The organism is Sodalinema sp. (assembly GCF_046483825.1).
GTDB lineage: Bacteria > Cyanobacteriota > Cyanobacteriia > Cyanobacteriales > Geitlerinemataceae > Sodalinema.
The window spans coordinates 1-11,399 of sequence record NZ_JAWOCL010000230.1 but is presented as its reverse complement, the minus strand read 5'-3'; the positions used below and the strand labels follow the sequence as shown (position 1 = coordinate 11,399).

The following is an 11,399-nucleotide window of genomic DNA, read 5'->3' as shown; positions in this document are numbered from 1 at the left end:
CTCAAAACAGCAATATTTGAGTTACTTCAAGAAGAGAAAGACGTTTTTTCTGAGCTATTAAGCGATGTTCTTGAAGAAATTGGCATGATAAATGCAATTAAAGAAGGCGAAAACACAGAAATTGTCAGCCAGGAGGAGATTTTTGAAATAGGGTTTTGTGGTAGCCGCACTGATGGCGGCTACTAGCCCCGTGGTTGATCCTTAGGATGGTGGAGGATTGGAGTAGCGTTGCCACATCTGATAATGTTCCTGGGCCAGCAACTCCCGCAAGCGAGGCGGTGAAATGATGTCACAGTCTGGGCCATAGCGGCGAATCTCTCGCAGCAACCAGAAGGGATTAGCCACCTCACGCACCACCCGGCGAACGTCGTCAACCATCTCATCCTCAATGTCAACCTCACGGCCTTCATAGGCTTTTGCTAAGCCACGATAAAAGTGTAAGTGTACTTTGATAGTGTCCAACCCCTCTTCACGCCAGGGAACATTGGTGGGGATAATAGATTGGATGCGATCGCGCCGTAAACAGCGGTTGTGATTCAGTTCGGGAAAGTCGCTATCTCGCACATCTTCCGTCTCATCACACCAAATTTGTAGGTAGTAGCGTTTCTCGTGGAAGTCGAACTGGACGTAACGGGCAGTGTAGGTGTACTCTTCTCCCTGGGCATTGCGATAGAGAACCCGAAACGGTTGACGTTTTTGGCGATAGTCTTCGACAAGAGTGCGCCAGGCCTGTCCCGTGGTGCTGAGTTTTTTCATGAATGCCTGACGGGTGGGGGAATCCAGGTTGCCGCGATCGAGTATCAGTTGTAGTAGAGTTTCGGCTTGGGCGATGAATCCGGTGTCAGTTAGGAGTTGGGTGGCATGATCTAGCACCTTGATTTGCTCCGGTGTCAGTGTAAATTTTTCGCCGAGTTCATAGTCTTCTTCGGCAATAGCGACGATGAGGCCGGAGATACTGGGGGATTTGCCCCACATAATGCCCAACCGACGGGCGATCGCCTCCAATTTGGCCTTGGTTCCTGGGGGGATTGACAGTGTAATGGTCTCTTTTTTCCGTGACATTCACTAATTTATACGTGTACTCTTGACAGTCGGGGTTGTATATGCCATTATAAATCAAGTACAGTTACAAACCAAGGAGTACTAAGCAGTTGTACTGAAACTTTCAATCTAGGGAGACCTAAATGGATGCTACGTTTATGTGACGAGATTGAGGGGCGATCGCCCAACCTGGAAGAGCGATATTTCAGCGAAATTCGCCCCCGACTCTATGAAAACCACGGCCAACACGCCCAATATGGCACTCGCGCCCGGCGGAGTTTGGCCGAACATCTCGATTCCGCCTGTCAGTTTGTCCTAACGGTGAGTGGCCTGGCGGAGTGGACCGAGGAGAGGCGATCGCACATCCTGGCCGCCACCGCCGTTCACGACCTCAACAAACTCGATGACCAGGGGCGCAACGTCAAAACCTTGGCCCGCGATCGCCCCTTCCTTGAGGCACAACTCCATCGCGCCTGTGTCGCTGAGTTTATCGGCAGCGACGACGACTTAGAACTTGTGCGTCGTCTGATTGAACGGCATTCGGGCCATAACGTCAGCGATGGAATGCGGTTTCTACCCGAAGACCCGGACATCAACCGCCAGGCCGCCCTCTTGGTCGCGGGAGACTTATTTGACTTGGGCATTGAGGAAGCAAAACGGATTCGCAAAGTTGAAACCGAATTAACGGTCGCCCTGCAACGGCCCTATCGCCTGTTCCAAGTCAGATTGACCGAAGATCGCGGCTACTTCACCGCCCTATTACTGGGGGCCTGTGAACAAGTCCTGGTGGCTAGCAACCTCATCCCCCTCACCATTAACCCCGATGGTCAACTGTTTTTAGGGGAAACCTTCCCCGAGGAGGATCTGGCCCCCGCCATTGCCCGCCAATGGCAACGTCAAATCGATGCCGTCTTTGGCGCGAACGTCGCCCAACTGGTCAAACCCAGCAAAGATGGCATCAAAATCGATGACCAAGCCGTCCAACAAAACCCAGACGAAGCCATCGAACAAATCGCTGCCCTCTTGGTGAAAAAAGCCAAAGGCTACAAAGCCGAGAAAGTGGCCCAAGACATCCACAAATATAGTAGTGATGCCGAAGCCGTCCACGCCGCCGCCAACTTGGGATTACAACCTGTCTCCAACGCTGAGGAATTTGCCCAATCCGAAGCCTTGAAATGCGCCTATCTCAGTTATCGCCAAGCCGGTGTGTCTCCCCAGTTAGCCTGGGACAGCATCGCCGAAACCGTGGGACTCTCACCGGAACAGCGTCAAGCCCTCGAACCCTTTAACGCCCAATATGGCCGCTGTTTATTTGCTGCTAAAGCCGTGAAGGGGGGATTAGAAGCCATTTACAGTGCCATTGAGGACTCTTTTCAAGGGCGTTGCAGCCAAGGGCAAGAAACCGTCTCCGACGACCTCATCCAAGCGGTCAGAGAACTGCTAAACCTACCCCAAATTCAGCCATTCAGCGGCTTTAAGCAACTGAACGCTTACATCCAAGCCAACCCCCGTCAACGCTGTTCTTTGGGTAGTATGACGGGTGAAATTGGCGAACTCAAATCGCCGCAAATGCCCCCTGGGACTAAGGTTCAATCCTTTTCCAATCGTCTCCCCGGCGGGATGAGTGGCGACCCGAAACGGCGGGGGGATGCCCTCTCAGCTTTGAGTTATCAACTGATGGCGGTGGGGTCGAATTTTCCCAAAACGGTGAAACAGGATCCCCTCTATTTACATTTTGCCCTCCCCCCAGGGTCGAGTTTGGAACTGCGGCGGATTTGGCGCAAGTGTCTGCAACGGATTGCAGAAACCCATGAAGATGGAACGGTTACAGTCGATGAACTGCAACTGTATCGGGATCATTCCGTCGTGTTCAAAGCCAATAAAGTGGTGGGATTCGCGTTCCCCAAACGTCCCCAGTTTGTCCATGGAACGGTGACGATTCCCATTCTTTGGGGAGAGGTCAATTCCTCGTTGGCCCTCTTGAAATCCTTACGCTTAGGGTTAGAAATGAGTTTGGCGCTGGATATGGGGTTTCCCCTTGTGGTCAGTTCCAACTTAGAACTTAAACCTAGTTGGGACTATTTTGCCAGCGTCGATGGGATTCCTTCATCTCTGCGTCCTCTGTTGGGAGATGGGCAGTATTACCGCCGGGGACAGTTGTTGAAAACAGAGAACCATCAACGCCTAACGGCTGACACTGTTTTGTTGCGATTGCGCTGTTTAGGGGATTTGGCGATCGCCGTCTCGGGGTTACGCAAAAAAGACGATTGTTTCTATCAGCTTGCCCGAGCCACAGTTCGACCCCTAACACTCTATCATGTCCTCTTGCGCTGGATTTTACGGGAACAAGAAAATCCTAATTTAGAGCGAATTTGGAAAGACATTCGCAACCCTTTGCATCACCTACTGGAGAGTTTTATGTCGGAAGAACATCAACAGATTTCTGACTATCTGAAGCGAGCCGCTTATTTGGCCCGATCAGCAAATTTGCACGGTAGCTCCTATCGGCGAACCGCCAAAACTGAACCCTTTTCTCGGTTTATTCAAGCGGTTCGATCCAAAAAGTCACACATGGACTGGGATACAATGTTTGCTGCCTTAGTTCAGCAATACTTTAATCGTCTTGATCGGATTCGAGACTATAAAGTCGGAGAAACCAAATATGAGCAACTCAAAGAGTTTTATGGGGTCTTAGAAGAGATGTTTGAAGAGATTTATCACCGGCGTCCTGAACGATTGCTGACTGATGGTAAAACCTTGGAAGCGGCGTATCTCTTTTTTTGGGAAGACGCTGATCAAAAAATTAAGGCTAGTCGTAAATCTGAAGAGTCTGATAAGCCTGAAGATTCAGATACATAAGGGGATTAACCTCGTTACTTGGCTCCAGCCAAGTAATGCTCTCCCGGAGGCTCTGCCTCCTTCCCGTGAACTGGCGGCAGAGCCGCCCTAAACTGTGCCACGGCAGAGCCATGGCACAAGAAGCTAAGAATCATTCAATTATCCACAATTTGGAGACTTAATCATGTCTATCGAACGTTTGACTCCCTTTCTCGCTCAAGAGTACGAAAACTTCCCCAAAGGACGCACCATTGGCGTTGTGGTGTTGCGAACCACTAAATCTGAGACTATTTTTCGCACTGAAGGCACTGGGGAACCGATGTGTAGTGAGTATGTTCAAGCTGGCTTGGAAGATACCAATTCTATTCCGCGCTTGTTGATGACTAAGCGTAAACAGATTGCCCCGGAACGGCGGCGGGGACGGGAATTCTTGCGCAATCATGAGTTACTGAAAACGGCTCCCAAAGCAGGCACAATTTGTTCTCTGAATACCAATGCCCCTTGTGAATTGTGCATCGATTGTTTCCTTTATGGCTTTGCCGCTGGCGGTGAAGGGGCGCAAAAAAGTCGAGTTTGGACTGAGGATGCCTTTACGGTTTTGCCGGCGACTGATTTAGTGGGCGATCGCACCATTAACGCTATTTTTGAAAATGGCACAATGCGCGACGAACAGGGGAAAGCATCCACCGCTCTCAACACCAGTGAATACATCAAGCCAGGAACCCATTTTCTTGACATTGTAACGCTCAAAGATGTTACCGCCGATGAGTTGCGCTATGCCCTCGGCAACTTGTTACTGACCACTCGTTACGGGGCAGTTTCGAGCCGCGTAGGACGGATGGACAACCAGATTTTAGGGGTCTTTGGCGGTATGGCAGAACTCCCGAGTTCCTTAGAACTTGTGCAAGGGGTATATGACCATCTCAGCCAAGGCAAGACCCCCCTAGAACATCCCTTGGATGGCAAGATTTTAACTCAGGCAACTCAGACGATTCTTGACACTTGGACTCAGAAACGCGGTATTTCCATGAAACTCTCCTCTGAAGAACTCAATGACTTAATTGAGGATATCGATCGCCATTGGTCCTTAGAGGAACAGGCTAACTTCCTCAAACGCCTGGATGAGTCCTACGAACCCTATCGTCAGGTCAAAGTTAAAGCCAAAGCCGACAGCAACAAAGGACGCAAGGCCAAATCGTAAAAGGAGACAACAGGAGACTGCCATCATGACCCAAGTTGAAAACAGTTTAGCCAATAGTTTAGCCAATCCTCCACCCCAGGTTTCCCCCTTTTCCCAGGCCCGTCTAGTGGAACTCTGGTGTGCCGAACCCATCTTTTTTGCCTCGCGGGAACTGTCGGACACCTACTACACCGAAGGGGTGATCGGCAATTATGCCCTCGCCTACGCCCTCGGTTGGGCGCGATCGCCCTATCGCCTACAAGGCAAAGCGACCGGTAAACCTCGCTATATGGAGGATTTAACCCCCCTCAACGGACACCAGTACATCCTACCCGCTTGGCCCCTGGACAATCGCCCCAGCTTCCGGTTTGAACGGTTTAACGCCCTCTCAGACTCCTACTGGTATGCCATGACCAACAACCGAGTCGCCACGGCCCGAGAAGACCTCCCCCTGAAGCGGACGGGGAAGAAACCCAACACCTATCGTCCCAGTAATTTTCCCCAAACGGGACGATTGCGGATGTTGGAACGGGGAAATCGCTTTCAAACCTTGGTGTTTGGCGAAGTTGAGTTACCCGAATATATCCGGGTGGGCAAGTTTATGAGTAAAGTTCGCCTCGACATCCGTGAACCGTTACCCGTCCAAGTGCTTCCCAGGGGCATTTATTCAAGTAACACCTATCTCAATGCAGCGGATTTGCCCCCATCTATCGACCTAGTGCGGTTTGATGTCATGTCCATTCCGCCGGCCCCCCTACTCAAACATTTGCAATTTCACGGTCCAGCTTGGCAGGTGGGGGACTGGATTTGTCCGGCGGATGTAGCCTTTTGTGGAGGAAATTCTGATGAAACCCCTTAATGTCACTCTTGAACCCGCCCAAATTGCCGTGGGAACCGATGCTGGATTTTCTGAAGCCTTGAAACAGGCATTTGAGGGCAAGGTGTTACAGCATCAACAGGATCTATATGAGGCGGCTAAAACTCATGATCTATTGCTGGATTTAGCCCCCACTGGAACTGGGAAAACGAAGGCCAGCTTCAGTGTCATTTGTGAAAATCCCCAAGGAAATGTGGTCTATATTGCCCCCACTAATGCCCTAATTGACCAGCAAACGGCGGCGGCTGAGGCCTTTGTGGCGGCGGCGGGATTACCCCATGTGGTGAAAGCCGCTTCAGCCCAACAAATTCGCCGTTGGCGGGATGACCGTGTGGGCAAACGGTCGGGGGAAAAACTCTATAATGTGTTGCGCGAACCCTCGATTTTGTTTCCTGAATGTGGTGGCGGTCGTCCGCTGCTGTTAGTGACGAATCCTGATATCTTCTATTATGCTGCTTTTTTTCAGTATAATCCCCTCGATCGCGGTAATCTTGCCAGTGTTTTTTATGGCAGTTTTGCGACGGTCATTTTTGATGAGTTTCACCTCTATGATGCCAAACAGTTGGTCAGCTTACTGTTTTATTTGGTGGTATCTCAGGTGTTTGGCTACTTTCAAAATAATCGCAAAGTGGTGTTGTTGACAGCAACACCGGAACCCGCTTGTGATGAAGCATTGAAGGTTCTACAACAGTCAGGAGTTCGGGTTTACCGGGTTGATGGTCAGGAAAAAGGAGGGTCATTGATTCCATCTCAAACGGCTGTGGCCTTGCAACTTCGTGCCTATTTAGAGAAAGATGAGATGATTCAAACGGTGGTTCAACAGGTGTGCGATCGCCGTCAACACTTTCCTCAGCAACAGGGTGCGGTCATTTTAGATTCTAAGGATACCCTAAACCGCATTCATGACGGATTAAAGGCGCGAGGGTATCAGGAGGATTGTGGAAAAATCACGGGAAATACGCCTAAAGATAAGCGCCATGATGAGGCTCAAAAACTGGTCATTTTAGCCACCAGTACCGTGGATGTGGGCTTTAATTTTGAACGGGAGATTGAGGGCGATCGCCAAAACCTCGATTGGCTCATTTTTTCGGCACGCGATCGCTTTTCTTTTTGGCAACGACTGGGTCGAGTAGGACGGGTTTTGGGAAAACCTAAAACTGAGATTCCCTCAGAGGCGATCGCCTATTTACCCGAAGCGGCTTGGCAGGACGGATTGAATGAGTCAAACAGTATTACTGGACGAAAACAGCTCGCCAAAACGCTCGAACAGTTAGACTGTTTACAGCGACCATTCCTCAATATATACTGGCGTTCTGAGGCGTTTTTAGAACTTGCTCGTCCTCTCTTGGAACTCGAAACCAGTTTAGACAAAACATCCGGTGCAAATCTCATTTTAGTTTTGTATGAAACCTTACAACGAGTGCTCGGTGGAAACCGGGATTGGCAGTACTATCGTCAGCGGATGAAAATCTTGCAAGGAGCAGAAAATATCGCCAAAACAGATATTGGCAAACTTGCCAAAGATTGGAAATACATTAAAGGAGGGCGTAATTTAGTCAATAACTTTCTCAAAACCTATTATTCAGAAGATTGGGAAAATGTCCAACAGGGCAATCAGTCATTAGATGCCCTAGAATCGATGATTTTGAGGTCTGTTGAACATCTAAAAAAACTCAAAAACCATGCCATTCTGCTGAAGACAAGCTACGCGCCACTCTTTCGATTTCGAGATAGTCTTTTCCCGAATGTGACCATTGAAGACCCCCAAGGATTTCTCTTAGATAGTTGTGGAGAAACCCAGTTAGATCCCTTGCATTTGTTGCGATTTTATGAGTTTGCCAGTGAGGGCGATCGCATCGTACTCACAAAACGCGCCTGCCAAACCTATCAACTCAGTTTTAGGTTGCAGGTCGATAATTTAGAAGAGTTTAGTAATACACAACTTGCAAAACTCTCGGCTTTTCCTAACTGCGAAATTACTCGCAGGATTGGGGACGATGTCCGTCCGACTGCCCTATTATCTCAACTGACTCCCCCCTTAATGCCAGGGGTAATTGTCAAAGAAAATCGTCGCAATCGTTGGGCAATTTGTAAACTGCAAAAACAGGGATTGACCTCCTATCCCATCACCGTTCAAGATGCTTGGGGAGACACCGCAACCTATTGCTTTTTCCCTAGCTTAGATGGTATTTTAGCGATCGCCTCAGCAGGATTTGCCCTAAAATGTCCTGATAACGAAGAATTTTGGTGTATTTAACCCATGCCTTATAGTCTTGTCTTCAACTTTGTTCCTGAAACCCTAATCCCCCCCGACTACGCCACCGGACGACATCTCAATGCCCTATTTATCACAGCCGTAAACGCCGTTGATCCAGAATTAGCAACTCATCTCCATGAACAAAAAACAACCAAAGCATTTACCAGTTCTCCCCTGCAAAAACTCCCTCCCAGTCGTCGTGATGTTCCCCCTCAAATTCCAGACATTCTCAAAGCACAATATCAGCGTCCCATTCCAGCACAAACTCCCTGCTGGTGGCGTGTTTCCCTCCTCGATGAGCAGGTTTTTGGACGATTGAGTCAATTATGGCTCAATCTCAATCCTCGCCAACCCTGGCATTTGGGAGCGGCGAATTTGCACATTACCAGTATCCTAGGAACTCCCCAATCCACTCAACCTTGGGCCAATGCCTGTTCTTATCAAGAACTCTATGAAACGGCATCTGATTCCAATCGGCGGCTAAATTTTCAATTGGCAACGCCTGTAGCGTTTCGGCAGCAGAAATATGACACAGCCTTACCGACTCCCGAGTCAGTATTTCGCAGTTTACATAACTCCTGGAAACGGTATAGTGGCATTGAGTTGCCAGGATTTGCCACAGACAACATTTTTCCCTGCTACTTCGATATTCGCACCGATATTTTGGACTTTGAGTTTCGTAAAAAGGGGAAATCCAGCAAATTTATTGGGGCGGTGGGTCGCATTGATTTCCGAATTTTGGGTGATGTAGAACCTGCCACCATTAAAGCCTTAAATACCCTGAGTCAGTATGCCCTTTACTGTGGAATTGGTCGCAAAACAACCATGGGAATGGGGATGGCGCTGGCTCGTTCACCTCGGAGGTCATGATGTTAGAAATTCCCATTGCGGCGTTGAATCACTATGCCTATTGTCCCCATCGCTGTTGGCGTATGTTTTGCGCCGGGGAGTTTGTGGACAATGTTTATACCGTGGAAGGAACCACCGGACATCAACGAATCCATACCGTTGGCGAGGGATTTCGTGAAGAAGCCTGGCAGGTGCGTGGAATTTGGTTAAGTTCCCAACGCTACGGCTTAGTAGGAAAAGCGGATTTAGTGGAGTCCGAGAAGGGGGAGTTGTATCCCGTGGAGTACAAGCGGGGGAAGCAGAATCCTTGGGAAAACGATGATTTACAAGTCTGTGCGCAAGGGTTGTGTTTGGAGGAGATGACCCGAACCCCAGTGCGCAAGGGGTATGTGTATTCCTTGCAGTCTCGGCGGCGGCGGGAAGTGGAGTTGTCACCGCAGTTACGGGAGACGGCGATCGCCACCCTGGAGGCGGTTCGGCAACTTCTCACCACGGGGGACTGTCCCCCAGCCGTCTATGAGAAACGGTGTCGTGGCTGTAGTTTGTTCGATCGCTGTCTCCCCCAGGCGGCGACGAAGATGGCTCGCTATCGAGAAGTCTAATTCGTACATACATAAGGAGAATCGGTCATGGGTACGATGTATGTGGTTCAGGAAGATGCCTTTCTGGGCAAGTTGGATGAACGCTTGCAGATTAAGCATCAGGGGGAACGACTGGCGGATATTCCCCTATTGAAGTTGCAGGGTGTGGTGGTGTTGGGACGGGCCACGGTGTCCCCCTCGGTGGTGGATGTGTTACTCGAACGCAATATCCCCTTGAGTTTTCTAACCCGCTATGGCAAATATCGGGGACGGTTGGAACCCGAGGTGACGCGCAATATCTTTGTCCGTCGGGGACAGTGGACGGCGGCGGGAGACACGGAAACCGCCCTGATGGCGGTGCGGGGGTTTGTGCGCGGGAAGTTGAAGAACTATCGCAGTTTGTTGCAACGGAAGCAGCGGGATAGCGATAGATTGGATGTGACGGGGGCGATTTCTCAGTTGGAGGGGGCGATCGCCGCCTTAGCTAAAACGCCCACCATTGCCCAGTTACGAGGCTATGAGGGGGCCGGCAGTGCGGCCTATTTTGGGGTGTTCAACCAACTCTTGCAAGGAACACCCTTTGAATTTACCCATCGTAACCGCCGTCCGCCGAAAGATCCGGTGAACTCCTTACTGAGTTTGGGCTATGCCCTGTTGCGCCATGATGTTCAGAGTGCTTTGAACATTGTCGGCTTTGACCCCTATTTAGGGTATCTGCACACGGAACGCTACGGTCGTCCCTCTTTGGCGTTGGATGTGATGGAGGAGTTTCGGCCTTTGGTGGTGGATGCCATGGTGTTGAGTCTGCTGAAGAAGCCAAATGGTCTGGGTTTGGGGGATTTTGAGCAAGAACCGTTAAATGGGGCGGTTTCCCTGACAGAAGACGGGTTAAAGCGATTTTTACGAGCCTATGAGGAGAAGAAGCAGTCGAAGTTTAAGCATCCGGTGATGGGGCGCAAATGCACGTATCAGGAGGCGTTTGAGATTCAGGGACGACTCTTGGCGAAGTTCTTGATGGGGGAAATTGAGTCCTATCCGCCATTGGTGTTGCGTTAGGGAGGTGAGGAAAAATGCACGTAGTCGTTTGCTACGATATTTCTGAGAACAAGCGCCGGACGAAGATTCACAAGATTCTCAAGTCCTATGGCGAGTGGATGCAGTTCAGTGTCTTTGAGTGCGATTTGACGGAGATGCAATATGCACGCTTGCGGGGACGACTGGAGAAGTTGATTCAGCCGGAGACGGACAATATCCTCTTTTATTTTCTCCGGGGGAAACATCAGGGGACTGTCGAACGGATTGGTTGTCCCCCACCGATGGATACGACGGTCTTCTTCTGTTAAGGAATGTTACGGTTTGCGCGAGAGGGTAGCTGTATGAGTGAGGCACTGCTGAAAATGGGCTGGATGGCTGCTGGGGTCTGGGTTTCGGGCATTTCACGGTTAGGGGGGTCTCGCGCAAACTCTGTAATGCTGATGGAGTATGGGTTTTGGGGTTTTCGATTTGGGGCTGGGGTTGCCCGTTTGGGGCGATCGGTGTTATTGTTGGGGGGTCTCGCGCAAATGGACCTTGAAAACTGCATACTGTCAGGGTTCCGGAAGGGAGGCCTCGCAATTCCCTAAAATGCCTTTGAGGGATTGAAACGAGTTTGTAAACTTCACCTTCATACCCAACACACTGCGCTCGCAATTCCCTAAAATCCCTTTGAGGGATTGAAACAGCGAACTCCTGTTCCCATTGGGAAAGGAAATCGGCAAGCTCGCAATTCCCTAAAAT

The 11,399-nt window shown here is 50.1% G+C and carries 10 protein-coding genes; 9 read left to right on the top strand and 1 reads right to left on the bottom strand.

Annotated elements, in window-relative coordinates:
- Positions 1–186, top strand: a 186-nt coding sequence (locus R6U67_RS15025; protein WP_410253303.1) for a hypothetical protein, incomplete at its 5' end; no start/stop codon positions are given.
- 15 nt (positions 187–201) lie between these two features.
- Here R6U67_RS15025 and R6U67_RS15020 read toward each other — a convergent pair.
- Positions 202–1,062, bottom strand: coding sequence for a helix-turn-helix transcriptional regulator (locus R6U67_RS15020; protein WP_410253302.1), 861 nt, complete (start codon positions 1,060–1,062; stop codon positions 202–204).
- A 126-nt stretch (positions 1,063–1,188) separates the two neighbouring features.
- On the opposite strand from R6U67_RS15020, the gene R6U67_RS15015 reads away from it, so the two are divergent.
- The 8 genes from R6U67_RS15015 to cas2 all read left to right on the top strand — a co-directional run bounded on the left by R6U67_RS15015 (position 1,189) and on the right by cas2 (position 10,966).
- Positions 1,189–3,900, top strand: a complete 2,712-nt coding sequence (locus R6U67_RS15015) for a CRISPR-associated protein Csc3 (RefSeq protein ID WP_410253301.1) — start codon at positions 1,189–1,191, stop codon at positions 3,898–3,900.
- Positions 3,901–4,063: 163 nt separating this feature from the next.
- Positions 4,064–5,080 carry a type I-D CRISPR-associated protein Cas7/Csc2 gene (gene cas7d, locus R6U67_RS15010; protein WP_410253300.1) on the top strand — a complete coding sequence of 339 codons (1,017 nt, stop codon included), beginning with the start codon at positions 4,064–4,066 and terminating at the stop codon, positions 5,078–5,080.
- Between the two features lie 25 nt (positions 5,081–5,105).
- Complete coding sequence (gene cas5d / locus R6U67_RS15005) at positions 5,106–5,918, top strand: type I-D CRISPR-associated protein Cas5/Csc1 (RefSeq protein ID WP_410253299.1); 813 nt, start codon at positions 5,106–5,108, stop codon at positions 5,916–5,918.
- Complete coding sequence (gene cas3 / locus R6U67_RS15000) at positions 5,905–8,193, top strand: type I-D CRISPR-associated helicase Cas3' (protein WP_410253298.1); 2,289 nt, start codon at positions 5,905–5,907, stop codon at positions 8,191–8,193. The genes cas5d and cas3 overlap by 14 nt, the downstream gene beginning before the upstream one ends.
- Before the next feature lie 3 nt (positions 8,194–8,196).
- Complete coding sequence (gene cas6, locus R6U67_RS14995; protein ID WP_410253297.1) at positions 8,197–9,063, top strand: CRISPR-associated endoribonuclease Cas6; 867 nt, start codon at positions 8,197–8,199, stop codon at positions 9,061–9,063.
- Complete coding sequence (gene cas4 / locus R6U67_RS14990; protein WP_410253296.1) at positions 9,060–9,644, top strand: CRISPR-associated protein Cas4; 585 nt, start codon at positions 9,060–9,062, stop codon at positions 9,642–9,644. Before cas6 ends, cas4 begins: the two co-directional genes overlap by 4 nt.
- Positions 9,645–9,671: 27 nt before the next feature.
- Positions 9,672–10,679: a type I-D CRISPR-associated endonuclease Cas1d gene (cas1d, locus tag R6U67_RS14985; RefSeq protein WP_410253295.1), complete on the top strand. Its 1,008-nt coding sequence runs from the start codon at positions 9,672–9,674 to the stop codon at positions 10,677–10,679.
- A 14-nt stretch (positions 10,680–10,693) separates the two neighbouring features.
- Positions 10,694–10,966 (top strand): CRISPR-associated endonuclease Cas2, encoded by a 273-nt coding sequence (cas2, locus tag R6U67_RS14980; RefSeq protein ID WP_087711823.1) that lies wholly within the window; start codon positions 10,694–10,696, stop codon positions 10,964–10,966.
- Positions 10,967–11,399: the final 433 nt, after the last annotated feature.

What these genes read in the sequence shown, in the direction of transcription:
- cas3 (WP_410253298.1), top strand. Translation starts at nt 5,905, where the DNA reads ATGAAACCCCTTAATGTCACTCTTGAACCCGCCCAAATTGCCGTGGGA.
- cas4 (WP_410253296.1), top strand. Translation starts at nt 9,060, where the DNA reads ATGATGTTAGAAATTCCCATTGCGGCGTTGAATCACTATGCCTATTGT.
- cas7d (WP_410253300.1), top strand. Translation starts at nt 4,064, where the DNA reads ATGTCTATCGAACGTTTGACTCCCTTTCTCGCTCAAGAGTACGAAAAC.
- R6U67_RS15015 (WP_410253301.1), top strand. Translation starts at nt 1,189, where the DNA reads ATGCTACGTTTATGTGACGAGATTGAGGGGCGATCGCCCAACCTGGAA.
- cas5d (WP_410253299.1), top strand. Translation starts at nt 5,106, where the DNA reads ATGACCCAAGTTGAAAACAGTTTAGCCAATAGTTTAGCCAATCCTCCA.
- R6U67_RS15020 (WP_410253302.1), bottom strand. Translation starts at nt 1,062, where the DNA reads ATGTCACGGAAAAAAGAGACCATTACACTGTCAATCCCCCCAGGAACC.
- cas2 (WP_087711823.1), top strand. Translation starts at nt 10,694, where the DNA reads ATGCACGTAGTCGTTTGCTACGATATTTCTGAGAACAAGCGCCGGACG.
- cas6 (WP_410253297.1), top strand. Translation starts at nt 8,197, where the DNA reads ATGCCTTATAGTCTTGTCTTCAACTTTGTTCCTGAAACCCTAATCCCC.
- cas1d (WP_410253295.1), top strand. Translation starts at nt 9,672, where the DNA reads ATGGGTACGATGTATGTGGTTCAGGAAGATGCCTTTCTGGGCAAGTTG.